This is a genomic window from Halovenus aranensis (assembly GCF_900100385.1).
Lineage (GTDB): Archaea > Halobacteriota > Halobacteria > Halobacteriales > Haloarculaceae > Halovenus > Halovenus aranensis.
Genome location: NZ_FNFC01000004.1, coordinates 40280 through 59769 on the forward strand (window position 1 = coordinate 40280; position 19490 = coordinate 59769).

The following is a 19490-nucleotide window of genomic DNA, read 5'->3' on the forward strand; positions in this document are numbered from 1 at the left end:
TAAGCGTGTCGCTTGCCCGTTGAATTCCTTGCGGTTCCGTGGCGACGGCGGTTACTCTGTGTCGCCGAGTTCGCGAATCGTTGTAATAAAATCGTCCTCGTCGTCGACACCGCCGAGTGTCTCGGATAGCTCCTCCCGTCGGTGCTCGATTCGTCGCCGCAGGTCGCGGTACTCCTCACTGGTTTCAAGTTCTCGCACCGGCTTGCTGGCTTCCAGAGCGGCCCGTTTCTCGACTAGGGAATAGTACTCCTGTAACACCGAGTCGTAAGCCGAGCGTTCGAGAAGGTCTCGGACGGTCGACTGGAGTCTGTCGCTTTTGACCGGCTTCTCGAGATACGAGTCGAACCCCATCTCGAGAATGTCGAAATCCGGCTCGACAGCGGTCACCATCGCGACGCGACAGTCAAGTTTACGCGACCGAATCTCTTCGAGAACGTCGCCGCCAGAGAGGCCAGGCATCCGCCTGTCGAGTAACACTACATCGACGGCGTCGTCGAGCTTCTCGAGGCCCGCGTCACCGTCCTCTGCGACACGGACGGTGTAATCTCTGGTCAGCCAGAGGCGATACGTCTCCGCAACGTCTGACTCGTCTTCGACGATAAGCACAACGGGGTCACTGGGAGCCATCAGCTCTCGGAGTTAGTTTACTCACGGAGACATATAGGCCTGTGGGCAGGTTCCCAGACTCTCGTAGGCAGGCCGGTTACGACCGGCTCGACACGATGCGGTCTGCTATCTGACGCGAAGAGAGAACCATCTCCTCGTCGGGCTCGTACGGAGAGGCCCGACAGACCCGGCAGTCGATGCCCCGCCGTCCGAGTTCCTCGGCTATCGCGTCTTCGTCGTGGTGCTGGTCGTGGCCCAGCGCGATAACGTCGGGCTCGATGTCCTCTATCGGGACGAAGATATCCTCCGGGTGACCGAGCCGTGCGTTGTCGACGGGCTTCAGCGACGCGACCATCTCGACGCGCTGGCTGTCTCCGATGACCGGGCCCTGTTTGTGGGTCACGTTCGCCGAGCGCGCGACGATGACGTAAAGCTCATCTCCCATGGCTTTTGCCTCTGTGAGGTAGTGGACGTGACCTGGGTGAAGCAGGTCGAATGTGCCCTGTGCGACGACTCGTTTCATTCCTCGTCCCCCCGTAGCTCGTTGTCGATATCCTCCTGTGTGAAATCGAAGAACTCCTCTTCGGGTGGGTCGACGTCAAGTACCGGCAGGTCGATTGGCTCGCCGTCGCGGTCGAAGGCCTGCCAGTCCTCACGGCCGTACGGCGCGCCGACGATGATATGAACGTGGTTTCGCGAGAACGTCGAGCGGTCGGCTGCGCTGGGTCTGAGTACCCCGTTCGGGTGTGAGTGAATCGAGCCTGCGGCGCTCAGGTCGTTCGGCGTGTTAATCGGCTTGAACTCGGCACTGACCGGATTCGTCTTGGTCCCGGGCACGACGAGCACCTCAGAAAGCACCGTTCCGTCTTCGGCAAGCCCGAGGTTGGACGCCTCCTCTCCACGGAGCATCCCCATATACTCGTTTGGGTGTGCTTCTTCTGAGGCGGCCAGTGCGAACTCGAGTGCGGAATCGGCAATTCCGAGTATCTCACTCGAGCGGAATAGTCCCATACACGCAACTCAACAGCGGCCACTTCTAAGGGTTCCGGAACCACTCGTTACCCGCATCTCGGCCAGCCACACGGTAGGAGAGAAACAGATGTATATCGAAGCTTAAAAACCGGCAAGTGACGTACGGAGACTATATGTCTACACCAAACGGTACCGGGGACGACGGTACCGACTTCGCTGACTCTGACGAACCGACGACCGTCTATGACCTCGCAGCCGGCTGTACGCTCGACGATATCGACTCCGGCGAGAAGTACGTCGGGACGGTCAACGGTGTCGTCGAATACGGCGTTTTCGTCGACCTCTCAGAATCTGTGTCCGGTCTCGTACACTCCTCGAATCTCATCGGGAGTTACGATGTCGGCGACGAGGTTATCGTCGAACTCGCCGAGGTGAGGCCTGACGGAGATGTCAGCTTCACCGAAGTCCAGCTCGCAGACTACGTTCGGGAACAGGTCGGCCCGGGACAGGAGGTCACCGGTGAGACGCTACCGGACGCGGTCGGTGACGAGGTCCATCTCGACGGCAAGGTCGTCCAGATAAAACAGACCGGCGGCCCGACTATCTTCCAGGTCCGGACTGCGTCGGCCGTCGTACCCTGTGCGGCGTTCGAGGAGGCAGGCGTCCGTGCCTATCCTGATATTGAGCTCGACGACGTGGTTCGGATTTCCGGCACCGCCGAGACTCGCGAGGGATACACACAGATAGAGGTCGACAGCATCGCCACTCTGGATGGCGAAGCTCGCGAGACAGTTACCGAGCGGTTCGAAAAAGCAGGTCCCGCGACCCCAGCGGATGTAGAGCCACTCATCGACTGGCCTGCCTTCGAGAAGCTTCGCGGAGACCTACAGACTGTCGCCGCTCGCCTGCGTGAGACGGTGCTCGAGGGCCGCCCGATTCGGATGCGACATCACGCTGACGGTGACGGCCTCTGTGCGAGCGTGCCGCTGCAGTACGCGCTCGAACAGTTCATCGAGGCGACCTGGGAGGACCCGGAGGCTCCGCGACACCTGCTCAAGCGCCTCCCGAGTAAGGCACCCTTCTACGAGCTCGAAGACGTGACTCGCGACCTCAATTTCGCGCTCGAAAACCGCAAGCGACACGGCCAGAAACTCCCGCTGTTCCTGATGCTTGACAACGGGAGTACCGAGGAAGATACGCCGGCCTACCGCAACCTCACACACTACGACGTGCCGATTCTCGTTGTCGACCACCACCACCCCGACCCCGAGGCAGTGGAGGGGCTGGTCGAGAAACACGTCAACCCCTACCTCTACGACGAGGATTACCGCATCACTACGGGTATGATGTCCGTCGAGATAGCCCGGATGATTGCGCCGGACGTGACCGATGACCTCCGACACGTTCCTGCCGTGGCAGGACTCGCAGACCGTTCCGATGCTGATGCGATGGATGAGTACCTCGCGCTGGCGAGCGAGGAAGGGTACGACAAACACCGCCTCGTCGATATCGGTGAGGCGCTCGATTACGCCACCTACTGGCTGAAATACAACGACGGCCGCGAACTCGTCAACGACCTGCTTAACGTCAACTGCGACGATACTGAGCGCCACGAGCGGCTGGTCGACCTCTTCACAGAACGCGCCGAGCGCGACGTGGAGACACAGCTCGATGCGGCCTTAGAACACGTAACTCGTGAAGAACTGGACAACGGGGCACACCTCTATCGAATCGACGTCGAGAGCCATGCCCGGCGGTTCACGTACCCCGCACCAGGCAAGACGACCGGCAAGATTCACGACAAGAAAGTCGAGGAGACTGGGGACCCGGTCATCACAATCGGCTACGGGCCAGACTTCGCTGTCCTGCGCTCTGACGGGGTACGCCTCGACATCCCTGAGATGGTCGCAGAACTGCAGGCAGAGGTGCCTGGCGGCGGTGTCTCTGGCGGTGGTCACCTCGTCGTCGGCTCAATCAAGTTCGTCAGCGGTATGCGCGAGGCGGTTGTCGACGCGCTCGTCGAGAAGATGGCAGACGCGGAAATCGACGAAGACCTCGGCAGTTCCGCAGTCATCTCGGAGTAGTTAGCCCTCGAACTCGATGCGCTTGCCGACAGCGAGGGCAGTTACCGCGGCGACCAGACAGGCGGCTACGTAGCCAACTGGTAGCTGGCTGTCCTCTCGTCGCCAGTCGCTCTCGAAGACGGTCCCGAAGTATTCGCCGACTGCCGCTCCGTCCAGTAACAGCCCGACCTCTCGGTTGTTCCGTAGCGAGTTGTTCCCCCAGTTGACGCTGCCAACGAATGTCTGCTGGCCGTCGACGATCAGTCCCTTCGCGTGAATTTTCCCGAATCGGCCCTCAGGGGTGGCTATCCTGACCGACAGCGGAAGGTCTCCGGCCGACGCCTGCTCCTCCAGCCAGCGTTTCATCTGGCGGTTCTCCGATTCGACGTACCACGCACCGGAGAGCAAGATTCGGACGCGGACGCCCCGTGTGGCGGCACGGAGCGTGGCCCGTAGCAACGGAACAGCCCGGTCGCTGATACGGACCTGTTTGATGTCGAGTGACTCTTCTGCCGCGTCGATAGCACGGACTAGTGACTGCTCGGCGTTGTCGGGTGCGACAAGCAGTCTCGTCCTGTTGACCGGTAGCTGTGCCGCCTCGAAGTTACGTGGAAAGTCGGGTGGTGACGGCTCGTCGTCGCTGACTGTGTCTTTGTCGACGACCTCCCAGCGTTTCGTATCGACCCATCCCGCGTCCGCGCGAAACGTCTCGACGAGCCCCGCTACGATATCCCTTTGCCTGGTGATTACCGCCCAGCCGCGGCTGTCACGTCCGCCGGTGCCCGCGGGCTTCCAGTTCTCGGTCGTCACGAGAGCGCGACCGTCGACGACGGCGTACTTCGCGTGGTGATACCGGTACCGCGCTGGCTCGCCCGCAAAGACACGGACGGAGATGCCCGCATCGGCGAGCGCGTCGAACGCGGCCGCACCATCTTCAGTCAGTCCCCCAACCGGACTACCCTCAGCGAGCACGTCTACCTCGACGCCTCGCTTGTGTGCCGCAACGAGCGCCTCGACGACTCGCTCGGAGGTAACTGTGTACCCCGCGAGGAGGATTCGTTCGGAGGCGTTCTCGAGAAAGGCAACTGCTCTGTCGGGTTCGTCAGGAAGGACGAACGCCTCGACGGTTCCGCCGGCGTCGGAGATAACCGGCCGCTGGGTGTTCCCGAGCGGTTTCCAGCTGTCGCTGCTGGCGTCGTAGGTTTCTCCCTCGGGTGCACGGCCGTAAGTCACCGCATCCACGACGGAGCCGTTGTGGATGAGTCGAACACGCTCGCCGCCGTTTGCGAGTCGTATCCCGTCTGCAATCGCGCTGACCGGCTGGTCGACAAGCGTAGCGGTACGCTGTGGGTCAGTCGAGAACGTTACTACCGACCCCGACTCCGCAGTGGACGGGGATTCGAGCCGGACGGACCTCTGCTCGTCGGCTAACCGGTACTCAGATAGGTTTGTGCTCGGCGGGACACTAAGCGTAACGAACTCGCCCTCGTCGCCGTCGGCAGCTGGATTCGGGTAGAGGCCGACAATCGCTGGTTCGGCCTCCGCTGTGGTGCCCGTCGCCAGACCCGCCGATAGGCAGACACACCCGAGCAAAACGACGGCCACTACACGGTACACGGGCCTGTTTGGTTTCGGGACGGTATATAAAATCCCGCATCACACCGACCAGGTGGGGTCTGTACTCGGAACCTTGATGACCACTGGTCTCGTGAGCGTGTTTGTATGGTGGCGATGACGAGACGTTACCCCCACTGAGCCCCTTCTGATGAGGACACTAACACCGAGCCACCATCTCCATTGTACGTGACCCAACGTGCGGTCGGACAGAATCATATATCTCTCTGAATTTACGAGAATTTTAAATATGAATCCTTCTGTAAATGACAACGAAAACTGACTTTTAGCAACGTTGTGATTTGGGGAGTGAAAATAGTTATAGAACCCCTCAAACACAGATTCAACCCACTGTCGCCGGGAAAATAAGACATTACAACTTCTCGTTAGAATTAATACCAACGAGATGAAAGTGTGTGATAGCGATGTACGACTTGACAGGATTTCAGCGTGACTTGCTGTATATAACCGCAGGGATGGACGAGCCACATGGACTCGCAATCAAAGAGGAACTCGAGGACTACTACGGGACGGAGATTCAGCACGGTCGACTGTATCCGAATCTGGATACGCTGGTCGAGAAAGGGCTCGTCGAGAAGGGGGAAATCGACAAGCGGACGAACTCTTATACCGTCACAAACCGGGGCCAGCGAGAACTCGAAGCAAGAGAGGAGTGGAAACGCGGCTACATCGAAGTATAGCACAGACCCGACCGCTGCTGTGGTCTGGATGGTCGGCGGAGATAGGGGGGATGTATACGCTGCTGATGCTTTATTGTCTCGTTTTTTACCGGTCTGGGCTGGTGAGGTTACAGCAACCTCACTCGACAACACACCCATTAAGTGCACCGGTACCACAGTCACGTGTAATCGAATGGGCTACACACCGCACGTGCTGGTAATCGGTGGTGGCGTTCTCGGAACCGGAGTCGCCAGAGACCTCGCTATCCGTGGACTCGACGTGACGCTCGTCACGGAACGTGGCCTGGGAACCGGAACGACACGAGGGCTCGGCGTCATCGAGAGCGGTGCCCGACATAGCAGCGACGAGACGCTGGCCAAACGCTTGCACAGCGAGCGCCAGAAACTGGGGCAGATAGCGGGTGACTGCATCGAAAATACCGGTGGGCTGATGGTCTCCGACAGTCCCGCGCAAGGCGAGACGCTCCGGAAGGCCGCCGATTCGGCCTCGATTCCGACAGACACTATCGAGGGCGACGACCTGCGAGAGCGAGAGCCTGGGCTGTCTGACGATGTCGGCCGGGCCGTCTCGGCTCCGGACGCGGTTGTCGACCCGTTCACGTTGACACTCGCCACCGCGAGCAGCGCCCGGGAGTACGGAGCGACTATCAGACCTCACACAACTGTGACCGGTATCGGCGTCGAGGAGGGAACACTCGATACGGTATCGCTCAGACACGACCCCGCTCCTGGGGCTCACCCCGCGGCCGTACAGCCGGTCACAGACGGGGGGAAGCCCGGTGTCCCCGGTGGTGAGCCAGACGACGCTGACCGGACGATGCCGGGTGAGGCCGCCGAGGAGGCAAAGCAGTTCACAGCGCCATCGACGGACGAAATCGACCCGGACTACGTCGTCAACGCAGTCGGCGGCCGAGCCGACGAAGTGGCCTCACTCGCCGGTCTCGAACTGGGGCGACAGACTGTTGTCGAGAGCACGCTCCTCGTCGATGCTAACCCGCCCGACACCGTCGTTACCTATCGTTCTTCGGACGGCGAGGACACCGTAGTCATGCCACGCCGTGGCCGAACCGCCATCGGAACGATGCGAAAGACCGTCACGGACGACGACGGGGCGGCTGCTTCGATTACCGACGTACGCGAACTGGAAGACCGAGCGAGCGAGGCAGTTCCGGCTCTCCAGAATGAGGAGACACTCAGAGCGGATTCTGCTCTCAGTCTCCAGTGCTCCGGCGGGGAAGCCGGTCACGACCACGAGCTACTCGACCACGGTGACCGAGACGGCTGTTGGGGCATGACGACGATTGTAGGCGGTTCGCTAACGACTCACCGATACGTCGCCGAACAGGTGGCCGACGATGTCTGTGCCAAGTTCGGTATCCGCCGCGAGTGCCAGACCGACGAGATACCGCTCCCGACGGTCGAGCCACTGGGGGCGGCGAGTGACATCACAGACGAGCGTCCGGTCGTCTGTGACTCGCTCCCGGTAACACAGGCGGAACTTGAAGCCGCGTTCGAGGCGTGTGAGTCACCAGCTATCGAGGAGGCGACACTCCGCCTGGGGACCGAGTTTGGTTCCTGGGGGGAGAGTCAATGTGCGTACAGGGTCGCAAGCGCGCTCTATCCCGAGTACGACGAATCGGTCGTCGCTACGGTTTTGCAGGCGTTCCTCGACGAGCACTGGGAGACACAGCGTCCGGTCCTCCGGGGCGAGACACTCGAAAGCGCAACGAGGACCTACCGGTCGTACGTCGAAACGATGGCGCTCGGCGACGAGGCGATACACGGAGAGGACAGCCAGGACGGCGAGGCGGCCGACCCGGGCATCGACCTCGATTCGTTCGCCGACGGGAGAGAGACCGCAAACAGGACGCGGCCACTTGCTTGCGAGCGACCGACCGGGGGTGAGCTATCGCGATGAGTCGCGTGGTCATCGTCGGCGCCGGTATCGGCGGCTGTATCGCCGCGCTTGCCGCGAAAGACGCCGACCCAAGCGCCGATGTTCACGTCCTTGCGGTCTCGCCCGAGCGATACAGACACGAACCCGGTACCATCGACGTGCTCGGCTACGTCCCCGACCAGCAAGGTCCTGTTGCCCGGCCTGCCGCCCGAATCGACTCGCTCCCGGCAGACCACCCCTACAATCTGGTCGGGGAAGACGACCTAACTCGGGCGCTCGCGTATCTCGACGACGTGTTCGCGGATAGCGACCGGTCCACCTACCGCGGTACCGACAGGAACGCACTTGCGCCGACAGTTACTGGTGGAGTGCGTCCGACCTATCGGTATCCCGTGACCGTCGCCGCGGGGCTGGTCAGCAGCCAGCGTCCCATGCATCTCGTCGGGCTGGATTGTCTCACCCACATTGATGCCGACCTCGTGGCTGACCGACTCGATTCGGTGGCACCGTTTGACGTGACCGCCTCGACCGTCGAGTTCCCGATCGATGCCACGGAGACGCCGCCATTCGAGGCGTTCGCCCGGGCACTCGACGAGAACAACGAGACTTCCGACGGAAGGCCCGTTCGGGAGGCACTCGCCCGGGCAGTCCGACCGGCGCTCGATATCGAGTCACGGGTCGGGTTCCCGCCAGTTCTCGGCGTAACCCAACACGACGAGATTCGCCGCGAACTGGAATCCCAGCTTCAGGCGGCGGTGTTCGAGTTACCGGTCGGCGAGCCGAACCTACCTGGCATCCGTCTGCGAGAGCGGCTGTTCGACCGACTCGACGAGGCCGGTATCGAGTTGACGCGAGCGACGGTAACCGAGGTCTCGTCTACGGGGGGGTCGATACAGTCAGTAAACGTCGCGACGGAGACAGAACAGCGCTCTATCGAGGGAGATAACTTCGTGCTGGCGACCGGTGGCGTGGCAAGCGGTGGTCTCGTCGGCACCGAGACCGAAGTCGTCGAACCCGCCTTCGACTGCCCGGTGGAGTCCCCCGAGAAGCACAGCGAGTGGTCTATATCCGCTCCTCTGGGAGACCACTGGTTCGCACGTGCCGGTGTCGACGTAACCTCGGAACTCAAGCCGACATCCCGAAACGGTCCGGTGTTCGAGAACCTTGTTGCGGTCGGCGGCGTTATCGGCGGCCACAATTTCGTTGAGGAACGGTCGAGAAGCGGCGTCGCGGTCGTCACCGGGTACGAGGCAGGGCGAAGCGCCGTCGACTGGTGACTACGTCTTCGGATACCAGGCCAGCGAGTGGTCGGATTTCAGCGAGACGGCGACCGGCTGGCCGTGTTCGAATGTCTCTGCGTGGTTGTGGAGACACCTGACAGTGGTACCGCTCTCCAGGGCCACCTGATAGACGAACGTCGGTCCGTTGTACTGGCGGTGGACGATGTGTCCGTCAGCAGTCGCCTCGTTACACGGCACGGCTTCGAGGTCGTCGGGCCTGACGAGCACGTCGATTTCGGCCCCATCGTAGGCGTCGACCGGCCCGTTGAGCTTCTTCGTCGTGAGGGTCCCGAGCTCTGTCTCGACGGTCTCGCCGATGACGCGACTCGGGAGGAAGCTCGCTCGCCCGAGGAAGCTCGCGACGAACCGGGACTCCGGGTTCTCGAAGACTACCTCTGGCTTGCCGACCTGTTCGAGTTTCCCGTCGTTCATAATCGCGACGCGGTCAGAAATCGACAGCGCCTCCTCTTGGTCGTGGGTGACCGAGATGGCGGTCACGCCGGCCTTCTTGAGGATACGCCGGACCTCCTCGCGCATCTCGATGCGCAGTCGCACGTCGAGATTCGAGAACGGTTCATCGAGCAAGAGTACGTCCGGCTCGGGCGCGAGCGAGCGGGCCAGCGCGACCCGCTGTTGCTGGCCGCCCGAGAGCTGGTCGGGCTTTTTCTCGCGGTGGTCCAAGAGGCCGACAAGCTCCAGCAGTTCCTCGGCGCGCTCGCGCTTTGGGTCGTCATCCCAGTCCTTGATACCGAACGTGACGTTTTCCTCGACAGTGAGATGTGGGAACAGTGCGAAGTTCTGGAAGACCAGTCCCACGTCGCGGCGCTCAGAGGGAACAAAGGCGTCGTCGTCGGCGACGGCCGAGCCGTCTATGTGAATTGTCCCCTCAGTGGGACGTTCCAGCCCCGCAATCATCCGTAGCGTTGTCGTCTTCCCACACCCGGAGGGACCGAGAAGCGTCACCAACTCCCCTTCGTCGACAGAGAGCGAGAACGCTTCGACCGCACACTCCTGCTCGTAGGTCCGCGTCAGTCCGTCGATTTCGAGAACAGTTTCCCCCGTCTCCTCGTCGTGTGACTCGACGACCGGCATCTCGGCAGCATCTGACTCAGGTTCAGTGTAGGGGTTAGTTTGACTCATATTCGGGGCAGTGCCCCCCATCCCGCGGGGCGACACGTCGTCTCTCTACACTATATTTTTAGGAGTGCCAAAAGTATCTATCGGTATTTCCCAGCGTGCAGATATCGTTCGGACCGGCGGCGTTCGGGCCTGAAAACTGCTTTGTGGAGTACCAAAACCTACACAACCGAGCGCCAGATGGGTAATGCATGGACGTTGCAGTACTCAGCGCGTCGATGACACAGTTCGGCACGCGCGAGGGGTGGGTGCGAGACCTCGCGACGGAGGCGGCTCTAGACTGTCTCGACGACACGGGTGTCGGGGCCTCGGCAGTCGACCATCTCTATCTCTCGAACATGGCAAGTGGCGAGTTCGAGGGCCAGACTGGCGTGATGAACGCACTCGCCTACGATATCGGCGCGGTCCCGGCGTACACCCAGCGAGTCGGGCAGACCTCCGCGTCCGGCGGCGCAGGACTGTACGCTGCGTGGCAGTCTATCGCGTCGGGTGCCAGTGAGATGACGCTGCTCGTCGGCGCAGAGAAGATGACACACCGGACGACCGGCGAGGCGAGCGACATCATCGCCTCGCTCACCCATCCATCCGAGTACGCCCACGGGGTGACGCTCCCGTCGTTCGCCGGGCTCGCTGCCCGGCTGTATCTCGACCGCTTCGACGCGCCACGCGAGAGTCTCGCCCACGTCGCCGTCAAGAACCACGACAACGCGCGGAACAATCCCGACGCGCAGTTTCAGAAGTCGATTGACGTTGAGACAGCCCTCGAGAGCCCGATGGTCGCGGACCCGCTTCGGCTCTATGACTACTGCCCCCTCACCGACGGGAGCGCCGCATTACTCTTCTGTCCCGCCTCGGTGGCTCGTGAGTATGCCGACGAGTTCGTCGTACTCTCTGGGGTCGCCGGCGCGACAGACACCCACGTCGTCCACGAGCGCGACGACCCGACGTGGATGGATGCCGTCGCAGCGAGCGGTGAACAGGCCTTCGAGATGGCCGGGCTCGGGCCCGACGATATCGACGTTGCGGAGTTACACGATATGGTGACGCTGCTCGAACCCCTCCAGCTTGAGGCGTTTGGCTTTGCCGAGCGCGGAGAGGGCTGGCGGTATGCGATGGACGGCACTACGACACGCGACGGGTCGCTGCCGGTGAACACCTCGGGCGGGCTAAAAGCCCGCGGCCATCCACTCGGTGCAACTGGCGTCGCACAGGCCGTCGAGATATACCGCCAGCTTCTGGGTGAAGCCGGACAGCGACAGGTCGAGGCCGAGGCTGGTCTCACCTGTAACGTCGGCGGGTTCGGAAACTGCGTGACCAGTGCAGTGCTGGAGGTGGCACGGTGAGCGACAATACCCCTCGGCTGTTGGCCCACTGCTGTGAGAACGGCCACGTCACGTATCCGTCACACCCGCGCTGTCCAGACTGTGGCGTCGAGCAGACCGAAACGGTCGACCTGACAGCCGAGACGGGAATTGTCGTCTCTTGGACGACTGTCGAGTCGACGCCTCCCGGTGTCCGGGAGCCAAATACGCTTGCACTCGTCGAATTCTCCCGCGAGAGCGGGACAGTCACCGTTCTCGGCGGAACGACAGATGCGGTAGCTGTTGGTGACGAGGTAGCGCCAGTCTACGTCGAACAGCTCCGAAATCCCGAACACAGCGTCCGCGAGGGGACTGACCAAGCCTGGCACGGGTTCCGGTTCGAGCCAGCATAACGTATCACACGGCGTTCAGTGACCAGTACACGTAAGTGCAGCCATATGCCAGAAACTCGCATGGAAGGACGAGCAGCGGCGCCGGCAGCGGGGACCGTGTTGAACGCACTAGCGACAGGAACCGGCTCGGCGTTTGCAATCGGTCCAGAGGTGACGGCGACCGTTTCGCTGGACGGTGAGTCGGTGAGTGGTTTCGTGGCAGGCGTCGAGGACGCTGACACGCGACTCGTCGAACGGTGTGTCGAACTCGTCACCGCCGAGTATGGGGACGACCAGGGAGGGACCGTCCGTACGGACAGTGAGGTCCCGCTCGCGTCGGGGCTAAAGTCCTCCAGCGCAGCAGCGAATGCGACAGTGCTTGCGACCCTCTCGGCGCTCGATGCCGTCGACGAGGTGTCACGAACGGCGGCGGCCAAACTCGGTGTTCAGGCGGCACGGGATACAGGCGTCACCGTCACAGGAGCCTTCGACGACGCAAGCGCTAGCATGCTCGGCGGTGTAACGGTGACCGACAACGACCGCGACGAACTCCTCCACCGCGAAACCCGAGCGTGGGACGTGCTGGTCTGGACACCGCCAGAACAGGCGTTCAGCAGCGACGCGCCCGTCGAGCGGTGTCGACAGATTGCGCCGGTGGCCGAGTTGGTTGCCGACCTCGCTCGTGACGGTGAGTTCAAGCGTGCGATGACGGTCAATGGTCTCGCGTTCTGTGGCGCGCTCGGGTTCTCTGTCGAGCCGATGCTTGAGGCCATGCCCGATGTGGCTGGCGTCTCGCTGTCGGGAACGGGACCGAGTTTCGTCGCCGTCGGCGACGGTGACGACTTGGCGGCGGTCCAAGAACGCTGGGACGACCGTCAGGGGACCACACTGCTTACTACGACGCAGAGTGAGGGTGCACGTATCCATGACTGAGACAAACAGTAACGTCGACCCGGAAGAGATGACGCTAGACGAACTCCGCGCAGAAATCCGGAGTATCGACCGCGAGCTCGTCGAGCTAATCGCCCAACGGACATACGTCGCTGACACGATTGCCGATGTCAAAGCACAGCAGGGATTGCCAACTGTCGACGAGGAACAGGAACAGGAGGTGATGGACCGCGCGGGCGAGAACGCCGAGCGGTTCGACGTCGACGCTAACCTCGTCAAGGCAATCTTTCGCCTGCTCATCGAGTTGAACAAAGTAGAGCAACGCGAGAGCCGGTAGCTTCCAGTAGGATTTTCTCCCGGGCCGTCCTTGCCTCGTGTATGAAGGCCGTTCAGTTCACCGACCACGGCGAGCGGGATGTTATCGAGTACGGCGAGTTCTACCCTGAAGAGCCCGGACGCGGCGAGGTCCGCGTCGAGATGCGTGCCGGTGCGTTGAACCATCTGGACGTCTGGACGCGGCGCGGACTGCCGGGACTCGACCTCGACCTGCCGCACATCCCCGGGAGTGACGGCGCTGGTGTCGTCGAGGCGGTCGGCGACGGGGTCGACCGATTCGAGTCCGGCGACCGCGTCGCGGTATCGGCCGGCGTCAGCTGTGGCGACTGTGAGTTCTGCCGACGCGGCGAGCCGACGCTGTGTGTGAACTACCACATCATCGGCGAACACGTCCGTGGTGTCCACGCCGAGCAGGCGGTCGTTCCGGCGGACAACCTCGTTCCGGTTCCTGAACACGTCGACTGGGAGACGGCAGCGGCCGCGCCGCTGGTCTTTCAGACGGCCTGGCGGATGCTGTTGACCCGCGGCGACCTCTCTGCCGGCGAATCAGTCCTCGTCCTCGGCGCGAGTGGCGGCGTCGGTCACGCGGCAGTCCAGGTTGCCGACTACGCCGGCGCGGAGGTGTACGCTACCGCGAGTACCGACGAGAAGCTGTCCTACGCGAGCGAGATCGGTGCCGACCACGTCATCAACTACGAGGAAGAAGACTTCGCGGCCGAAATCCGGGACCGGACCGGGAACCGCGGCGTCGACATGGTAGTCGACCACGTCGGCGCAGCGACCTGGCACGACTCCATCAAGAGCCTCGCCCGCGGCGGCCGTATCGTCACCTGTGGGGCGACGACCGGCGGCCGACCCGAAACAGATATCGACCGCATCTTCTGGAACCAGCTCGACATCATCGGGTCGACGATGGCCACACCCGGTGAGGTCGACGACGTGCTCGGCCTCGTCTGGGACGGCACCTTCGAACCCCGCATCCGCGCGACGCTGCCGATGAGCGAGACGGCCGAGGCACACCGGCTGCTCGAAGAACGTAAGGGTTTTGGCAAGGTAGTCGTAAATCCGGACAAGTTGTATGACGTATAATCCACCGGAGTCGACGGACGACTCGCCGTCTGGCGGCGAGAGCGAGCACCCGTCAGAATATCCCAGCTACCGCCCACCCGACCAAGAGGAGTTCGACTGGCGCGGCTGGCTGCTGGTCGGCGTCATCGTCGTCTCGTTCCTCGTCGTGCCGGCTGCCGTGCTCTATCTGCCCTACGCACAGGATTTCATCGCTGAAATCGGCATCGGCTGGCGACAGGCCTATCTCACGCTGCCGATGATTCCGGCGCTGTTGCTCGGCGGCGTCTCAATCTGGGCTGCGGTTAGCTCGCGTCGAGAAAAGTAAGCCGCTCAGTTACTCGTCGTTCTCGTCCTCGTCGTCGACATCCTCGAAGTCTGCGTCGACGTACTCCTCGCCGGCATCTGCGCCAGCGCCAGCACCGGGTCCGCCGGCAGCGCCGCCCATGCCGCCTGGTCCGCCAGCGGCACCGCCCATGCCGCCGGGGCCGCCTGCCGCACCGGCCTCACCGGCCTGCTCTTGGTACATCTGCTTGCCGATTTCCTGAAGTTCCTCGGAAAGGTCCTCGGCGGCGTCTTCGAGTTCCTCTTTGGTCGCGTCCTCGTCGTCGACGACTTCCTGCAGGTCCTCGATTGCGGATTCGATTGTCTCGCGGAGGTCGTCGTCGACGGCCTCCTCGTTCTCGTCGAGCAGGGTCTCCGCGCGCTGGATGGTGGCCTCGGCCTCGTTGCGGGCCTCGATGCGCTCGCGGCGTTTCTCGTCTTCCTCGGCGTGTTTCTCGGCTTCTTCCTGCATCTCTTCGATTTCCTCGTCAGAGAGGCCAGCGCCACCCTCGATGGTGATTTCCTCGCTCTCGCCGGAGCCTTTGTCCTCAGCACCCACGTTGACGATACCGTTCTCGTCGATTTCGAAGGTGACCTCAATCTGTGGCGTGCCAGCAGGTGCGGGCGGAATGCCGGTCAGGCTGAACTCGCCGAGGAGTTCGTTCTCTTCGGCGATTTCACGCTCGCCCTGGAAAACGCGAATCTGGACCATCGTCTGGTTGTCTTGGGCGGTGGTGAAGATTTTCGACTCCTCTGTCGGGATAGAGGTGTTCTTCTCGATAAGGCGCTCGAAGAGCCCGCCCTTGACCTCGACGCCGAGCGAGAGCGGCGTCACGTCGACGAGCACGATGTCGTCGACATCGCCCGCCAGCACGCCGCCCTGAATGGCCGCGCCGAGTGCCACGGCCTCGTCGGGGTTGACGTTCTTTTTGGGCTCTTTGCCGGTCATCTCGTCGACTTTCTCCTGTATCATCGGCATCCGGGTCGACCCGCCGACGAGAATGACTTCGTCGATGTCGGATTTTGTCAGCCCTGCGTCGTCGAGGGCCGTTTCCGTCGGGCCGACGGTCCGTTCGACGAGGTCGCTCGTCAGGGACTCGAATTTCGCACGGGTCAGCGAGGCTTCGAGGTCTTTCGGCCCTTCGTCGTCTGCCGCGATAAACGGAAGGTTAATCGTCGTCTCCTTCCGGGTCGAGAGCTCGATTTTCGCCTCTTCGGCGGCTTCGGTGAGGCGCTGGAGGGCCTGACGGTCCTCCCGCAGGTCGATACCGTGTTCGTCCTCGAAGTCGTCGGCCAGCCAGTCGATAATCGCCCGGTCCCAGTCGTCGCCCCCGAGGCCGTTGTCGCCGTTCGTGGCGACCACTTCGTAGACACCGCCGCCGAGTTCGAGAATAGAGACGTCGAAGGTCCCGCCACCGAGGTCGTAGACGAGCACCGTCTGGTCGGACTCGTCGTCGAGACCGTATGCCATCGCTGCGGCCGTCGGCTCGTTGACGATGCGTTCGACCTCGAAGCCAGCGATTTCGCCGGCGTCTTTAGTTGCCTGGCGCTGTCGGTCAGAGAAATACGCCGGGACGGTGATGACCGCACGCTCGATTTCCTCGCCGAGGTAGTCCTCGGCGTCGCGCTTGATTTTCTGGAGCGTCATCGCCGACACCTGTTCGGGGGTGTACTCCTCGCCGTCGAGGTCGACGGTGTAGTCGTCGTCCCCCATGTGTCGCTTTATTGACTCGATTGTGTTGTCGGGGTTCTGGACGGCCTGATTTTTCGCCGGTTTGCCCACAATCTGTTCCCCGTCAGAGAACGCGACGACGGAGGGTGTCGTCCGCTCGCCTTCGCTGTTGACGATAATCTCCGGGTCACCGCCCTCCATGACCGCGAACGCGCTGTTCGTGGTCCCGAGGTCGATACCGAGAATTTTGTTGCTTGCCATGTTATCAGTAACTACCCGATTCCATCGGTTAAAAGTTGCTAGATGCGCCGGACGTGCGTCGGCCACACAAGCCGTCATCCCGTGGATTTAGACCGGAGCAGTCCTCGCTCCCCAAAGATTATAGTCGTACCGCAAATCCACCGTTACTCCGACCCTGCTTGCTCGTCGAGCGAGCCGTCACTGACGGCGACCTGTGCGGGCCGAAGGACTTTCTCGCCCATCACATAGCCCGGACGGTGGACCTGCGCGACGGTATCTTCGGGCTGGTCCGAGGCGATGGTGGCCAGCACCTCGTGCCTTCGGGGGTCGGTCTCCGCTCCGACTTCGGGTTCGATTGGTTCGACGTTCTCGCGCTCGAGTTGTTGGTCGAACTGGTCGAGCGTCGATTCGACACCGCTCCTGATGTCTGTGTCCTCGTCTTGTTCCAGGGCGCGTTCGAGGTTATCGCGTACGTCGAGCAGACGCGTGACGAAATCCTCGGTCGCGCGCTGTTTTTCTTCTTCGAGGCGCTTTTTCTGGCGTTTCTTGTAGTTCTGGAAGTCAGCTTGCTTGCGCGCAAGCCGAGACTCCAGGTCGTCTGCCTCTGCCCTCGTGTCGGCAAGCTCTGTGTCGAGTCTGTCGACTTCCGCCCGCAAGACGGCGACCGTTCGCGCCAGCTGTTCGGTCTGCATAGATTCGAGCTCTGCCACGAGGTCGTCGTCGACCACCATCTCGGCAGGGTCAGCCGTGCTGTCGGTATCCGTATCCGTGTCGTCGGCGTCCTCGGCGACGATATCGGCGAGGACCTCGTCGACATCTTCCTCGGGTGCCTCTGCTATCTCAGAGAGGAACTCCGTCGCCGAGTCGGCTGTCGTCTCGTCGTGATGGGTTTCTTGATTGGCAGTCTCCTCTTGACCCTGTTCGGGAGTTTCCTGCTCCGTATGCTCGTCTTCTGTGTCCTGCTCGGTCATATCTGCTAGAAATCAGTGCGTGGGTATAAAGAGAACGACCTCCACTGTCCGGGAGTGATACGGCCGCTGTGGTCGGTATCGGGAGACAACGAACGGATTACACTCGCCGATATCGGACAGGAACACGACCCAAAGACGGACTACAGCGAGGGCGCCGGATACCGATCGAGCGGTGTCCCTCGACGCTACTTATAAAGCGCACCTTACAACGCATGGCGAAATACTAACTCCCCGACAGCGCTTGAGAGAGACGATGTCTGACAGAGTTCGGGACACAGAGACGGGGTATGACCCAACTGCGGAAGCGACCGGGAGATACATTATCGCGTTTATCGATGCCGCAGGAGAGGTTTCGCCAGTGTTCGCACAGAAGGTCGAACGGATTTTCGAAGCGAAGATTGGCGACGTCTCTGCCGAGGAGTACTACCGACACGACAAAGTCAAAGAAGGATTCGAGGCCGTCCTCGTCGAGGTGGGGCCGAAAACGATGACTGAGGGCGGAATAGCCACCGCAAAAGAGCTTCCGTTCCCCGACGATACCACGATACAGGAAGCACTCGAGATGCTTCGCGACGAACATTCTGTGGGGAACTCCTACAGAAACACTGACAGCGACCGTCCGGCCGGGCAGTACACGTTCGATTTGTCGGGCACTGCCGGGCATTTCGGAGCGACGAACGGATATCCTTACACCAAGCCGTACGTGAAGGGGATTTATCAGGGTATCATAGAGAAATACGGCCCAAGACGGGCACGCCCCGAGTTTACCGAAACGACCCCAAAACCGAACGAGAAGTTCGCCTGGCACGTGGAGTGGTGACGGAAGTACACCGCAGTGACGAGACGGTCGTTCAGGAAGACTGTGCTTTTTACAAACAGCACCGATATATCAGCATATGCAGACCCATATCGTCCCGGTCGGCTTCGACTACGACCGGGTCATCGCGCCGCTGGTGCGCGAGCAGTTGGATGTCGACCACGTCGTCCTGCTCAAAGGCGACGTCGGGAGTCAGGCCAACGTCGAGTACTCCCGACAGCTCGCCGAGAAGCTCGAACAGGACTTCCGGAGCCTGCTCGGCGCGGAGACCGAGCAGTACGTCATCGGCGACGTCTACGACTACGACGGCGCCTTCGAGCAGGCCTACGACCTCATCCTCCAAGAACTCGACCGCGGCGACAGCGGCGACAGCGAGGTCTGGGTGAACATCTCAGCGATGCCCCGGACCGTCTCGTTTGCGTTTGCGACGGCGGCACACTCTATCATGGTCGAGCGCGAGTCCGACCGCGACCGTATTCACACCTACTACACGGTACCCGAGAAGTACCTCGAAACCGAACTCGCCGAGGAGTTGCGTGCCCAGCGTGACCTGCTCGAAGACCTCAAGAACGGCGAGCAGCCCGACGGGGGAATGGCCGACCGTATCACCGACCGGCTCGACAGCGCACAGGAACTGCTCTCGGAGTTCGACGAACGCGGGACGACGATTGGAGCCAAGGAAATCGGCGGCAGCCACGTCGTCGAACTGCCGGTTGCGTTGTTCTCGAACGTCAAGCCGTTCGAAGAGGTGATTCTGTTCACGCTGGGTGAACACGGGGCGTTCGACTCGGTGTCGGAGTTAGCACAGCAACTCGCCCGAGAACTGGGCGAGGAATACACTGACTCCTTTCGTTCCAAGGTCATCTACACCGTCGACAGGCTCGGTCCCGGCGGAAAAGGATACATCGAACAGGAGTCCGACGGCAAGTCCTATCATACGACGCTCTCACGGATTGGCCGTCTGTGGGTCCGTGCACACTCCGGACGCGACAGAGACGGTCAGGAGCGGTCGCTGTAGAGTCGACGGGCGGGAGCGAAGCGACCAAGCTAACAGCACAGGGACACTGCTGGGGAGCGAAACCGAAGAGGTTAATCTGTCGGGCGTAACACAGTGGCGTAATGGCGCGTCGAGTGACTGCGACGCTGGTTTTCGTCTCTCCCGTAGTAGGGGCGTTTCTGCCCCACTAAACCACACCCCTCGGCGCTCGTAC

At 61.9% G+C, this 19490-nt stretch carries 19 protein-coding genes; 12 read left to right on the forward strand and 7 right to left on the reverse strand.

Annotation, left to right across the window (positions count from 1 at the left end; translation table 11 throughout):
- Window positions 1-51: 51 nt before the first annotated feature.
- From BLR34_RS05005 to BLR34_RS05015, 3 genes are all read right to left on the reverse strand, one after another.
- Entirely contained in the window at window positions 52-627 is a 576-nt protein-coding gene (locus BLR34_RS05005) for a response regulator transcription factor (protein ID WP_092700079.1), read from the reverse strand.
- Between the two features lie 76 nt (window positions 628-703).
- Window positions 704-1129, reverse strand: coding sequence for an FAD synthase family protein (locus BLR34_RS05010; protein ID WP_092700081.1), 426 nt, complete (start codon window positions 1127-1129; stop codon window positions 704-706).
- Complete coding sequence (locus BLR34_RS05015; protein WP_092700083.1) at window positions 1126-1617, reverse strand: Mov34/MPN/PAD-1 family protein; 492 nt, start codon at window positions 1615-1617, stop codon at window positions 1126-1128. The genes BLR34_RS05010 and BLR34_RS05015 overlap by 4 nt, the downstream gene beginning before the upstream one ends.
- 134 nt (window positions 1618-1751) lie before the next feature.
- Between BLR34_RS05015 and BLR34_RS05020 the strand changes: the two genes are divergently transcribed.
- Window positions 1752-3662: a Hef-associated nuclease gene (locus BLR34_RS05020; RefSeq protein WP_092700631.1), complete on the forward strand. Its 1911-nt coding sequence runs from the start codon at window positions 1752-1754 to the stop codon at window positions 3660-3662.
- Here BLR34_RS05020 and BLR34_RS05025 read toward each other — a convergent pair whose 3' ends face one another.
- Complete coding sequence (locus BLR34_RS05025; RefSeq protein ID WP_092700085.1) at window positions 3663-5258, reverse strand: phospholipase D-like domain-containing protein; 1596 nt, start codon at window positions 5256-5258, stop codon at window positions 3663-3665.
- Between the two features lie 422 nt (window positions 5259-5680).
- Between BLR34_RS05025 and BLR34_RS05030 the strand changes: the two genes are divergently transcribed.
- From BLR34_RS05030 to glpB, 3 genes are all read left to right on the forward strand, one after another.
- Window positions 5681-5956, forward strand: coding sequence for a helix-turn-helix transcriptional regulator (locus BLR34_RS05030; protein WP_092700087.1), 276 nt, complete (start codon window positions 5681-5683; stop codon window positions 5954-5956).
- 172 nt (window positions 5957-6128) lie between these two features.
- Window positions 6129-7874, forward strand: a complete 1746-nt coding sequence (locus tag BLR34_RS05035; protein WP_176765241.1) for an FAD-dependent oxidoreductase — start codon at window positions 6129-6131, stop codon at window positions 7872-7874.
- Window positions 7871-9130 (forward strand): glycerol-3-phosphate dehydrogenase subunit GlpB, encoded by a 1260-nt coding sequence (glpB, locus tag BLR34_RS05040; RefSeq protein WP_092700092.1) that lies wholly within the window; start codon window positions 7871-7873, stop codon window positions 9128-9130. The genes BLR34_RS05035 and glpB overlap by 4 nt, the downstream gene beginning before the upstream one ends.
- Here the strand turns inward: glpB and BLR34_RS05045 are convergent, their stop codons facing one another.
- The gene (locus tag BLR34_RS05045) at window positions 9131-10225 is read right to left on the reverse strand and encodes an ABC transporter ATP-binding protein (protein ID WP_245683183.1); all 1095 of its coding nucleotides are present in this window, start codon (window positions 10223-10225) and stop codon (window positions 9131-9133) included.
- A gap of 236 nt (window positions 10226-10461) precedes the next feature.
- On the opposite strand from BLR34_RS05045, the gene BLR34_RS05050 reads away from it, so the two are divergent.
- Genes BLR34_RS05050 through BLR34_RS05075 form a run of 6 tightly spaced genes read left to right on the forward strand, consistent with a single transcriptional unit; the run spans window position 10462 to window position 14583 of the window.
- Window positions 10462-11613: a thiolase family protein gene (locus BLR34_RS05050; protein WP_092700094.1), complete on the forward strand. Its 1152-nt coding sequence runs from the start codon at window positions 10462-10464 to the stop codon at window positions 11611-11613.
- Window positions 11610-11984 carry a Zn-ribbon domain-containing OB-fold protein gene (locus tag BLR34_RS05055; protein WP_092700096.1) on the forward strand — a complete coding sequence of 125 codons (375 nt, stop codon included), beginning with the start codon at window positions 11610-11612 and terminating at the stop codon, window positions 11982-11984. The genes BLR34_RS05050 and BLR34_RS05055 overlap by 4 nt, the downstream gene beginning before the upstream one ends.
- Window positions 11985-12044: 60 nt before the next feature.
- Window positions 12045-12896 carry a shikimate kinase gene (locus BLR34_RS05060; RefSeq protein ID WP_092700098.1) on the forward strand — a complete coding sequence of 284 codons (852 nt, stop codon included), beginning with the start codon at window positions 12045-12047 and terminating at the stop codon, window positions 12894-12896.
- On the forward strand, window positions 12889-13191 hold the full coding sequence (locus BLR34_RS05065) for a chorismate mutase (protein WP_092700100.1): 303 nt from the start codon (window positions 12889-12891) through the stop codon (window positions 13189-13191). Before BLR34_RS05060 ends, BLR34_RS05065 begins: the two co-directional genes overlap by 8 nt.
- Window positions 13192-13232: 41 nt before the next feature.
- Window positions 13233-14279, forward strand: coding sequence for a zinc-binding dehydrogenase (locus BLR34_RS05070; RefSeq protein WP_092700102.1), 1047 nt, complete (start codon window positions 13233-13235; stop codon window positions 14277-14279).
- Entirely contained in the window at window positions 14269-14583 is a 315-nt protein-coding gene (locus tag BLR34_RS05075; protein WP_092700104.1) for a DUF7977 family protein, read from the forward strand. The genes BLR34_RS05070 and BLR34_RS05075 overlap by 11 nt, the downstream gene beginning before the upstream one ends.
- 9 nt (window positions 14584-14592) lie before the next feature.
- On the opposite strand, the gene dnaK is transcribed toward BLR34_RS05075, so the two are convergent.
- Together dnaK and grpE are read right to left on the reverse strand one after the other, a co-directional pair.
- On the reverse strand, window positions 14593-16512 hold the full coding sequence (dnaK, locus tag BLR34_RS05080; RefSeq protein WP_092700106.1) for a molecular chaperone DnaK: 1920 nt from the start codon (window positions 16510-16512) through the stop codon (window positions 14593-14595).
- Window positions 16513-16655: 143 nt separating this feature from the next.
- Window positions 16656-17462: a nucleotide exchange factor GrpE gene (grpE, locus tag BLR34_RS05085; protein ID WP_092700108.1), complete on the reverse strand. Its 807-nt coding sequence runs from the start codon at window positions 17460-17462 to the stop codon at window positions 16656-16658.
- A 253-nt stretch (window positions 17463-17715) separates the two neighbouring features.
- Between grpE and BLR34_RS05090 the strand changes: the two genes are divergently transcribed.
- On the forward strand, window positions 17716-18282 hold the full coding sequence (locus BLR34_RS05090) for a hypothetical protein (RefSeq protein WP_092700110.1): 567 nt from the start codon (window positions 17716-17718) through the stop codon (window positions 18280-18282).
- Window positions 18283-18358: 76 nt separating this feature from the next.
- Window positions 18359-19297, forward strand: a complete 939-nt coding sequence (locus BLR34_RS05095) for an HFX_2341 family transcriptional regulator (RefSeq protein WP_092700112.1) — start codon at window positions 18359-18361, stop codon at window positions 19295-19297.
- The last annotated feature ends 193 nt before the right edge of the window (window positions 19298-19490 follow it).

Excerpts from the sequence above, each read along its gene's own strand:
- BLR34_RS05005 (WP_092700079.1), bottom strand. The coding sequence starts at position 627 with ATGGCTCCCAGTGACCCCGTTGTGCTTATCGTCGAAGACGAGTCAGAC.
- BLR34_RS05010 (WP_092700081.1), bottom strand. The coding sequence starts at position 1,129 with ATGAAACGAGTCGTCGCACAGGGCACATTCGACCTGCTTCACCCAGGT.
- BLR34_RS05015 (WP_092700083.1), bottom strand. The coding sequence starts at position 1,617 with ATGGGACTATTCCGCTCGAGTGAGATACTCGGAATTGCCGATTCCGCA.
- BLR34_RS05020 (WP_092700631.1), top strand. The coding sequence starts at position 1,752 with ATGTCTACACCAAACGGTACCGGGGACGACGGTACCGACTTCGCTGAC.
- BLR34_RS05030 (WP_092700087.1), top strand. The coding sequence starts at position 5,681 with ATGTACGACTTGACAGGATTTCAGCGTGACTTGCTGTATATAACCGCA.
- BLR34_RS05035 (WP_176765241.1), top strand. The coding sequence starts at position 6,129 with ATGGGCTACACACCGCACGTGCTGGTAATCGGTGGTGGCGTTCTCGGA.
- glpB (WP_092700092.1), top strand. The coding sequence starts at position 7,871 with ATGAGTCGCGTGGTCATCGTCGGCGCCGGTATCGGCGGCTGTATCGCC.
- BLR34_RS05045 (WP_245683183.1), bottom strand. The coding sequence starts at position 10,225 with ATGCCGGTCGTCGAGTCACACGACGAGGAGACGGGGGAAACTGTTCTC.
- BLR34_RS05050 (WP_092700094.1), top strand. The coding sequence starts at position 10,462 with ATGGACGTTGCAGTACTCAGCGCGTCGATGACACAGTTCGGCACGCGC.
- BLR34_RS05060 (WP_092700098.1), top strand. The coding sequence starts at position 12,045 with ATGGAAGGACGAGCAGCGGCGCCGGCAGCGGGGACCGTGTTGAACGCA.
- BLR34_RS05065 (WP_092700100.1), top strand. The coding sequence starts at position 12,889 with ATGACTGAGACAAACAGTAACGTCGACCCGGAAGAGATGACGCTAGAC.
- BLR34_RS05070 (WP_092700102.1), top strand. The coding sequence starts at position 13,233 with ATGAAGGCCGTTCAGTTCACCGACCACGGCGAGCGGGATGTTATCGAG.
- BLR34_RS05075 (WP_092700104.1), top strand. The coding sequence starts at position 14,269 with ATGACGTATAATCCACCGGAGTCGACGGACGACTCGCCGTCTGGCGGC.
- dnaK (WP_092700106.1), bottom strand. The coding sequence starts at position 16,512 with ATGGCAAGCAACAAAATTCTCGGTATCGACCTCGGGACCACGAACAGC.
- grpE (WP_092700108.1), bottom strand. The coding sequence starts at position 17,462 with ATGACCGAGCAGGACACAGAAGACGAGCATACGGAGCAGGAAACTCCC.
- BLR34_RS05090 (WP_092700110.1), top strand. The coding sequence starts at position 17,716 with ATGTCTGACAGAGTTCGGGACACAGAGACGGGGTATGACCCAACTGCG.
- BLR34_RS05095 (WP_092700112.1), top strand. The coding sequence starts at position 18,359 with ATGCAGACCCATATCGTCCCGGTCGGCTTCGACTACGACCGGGTCATC.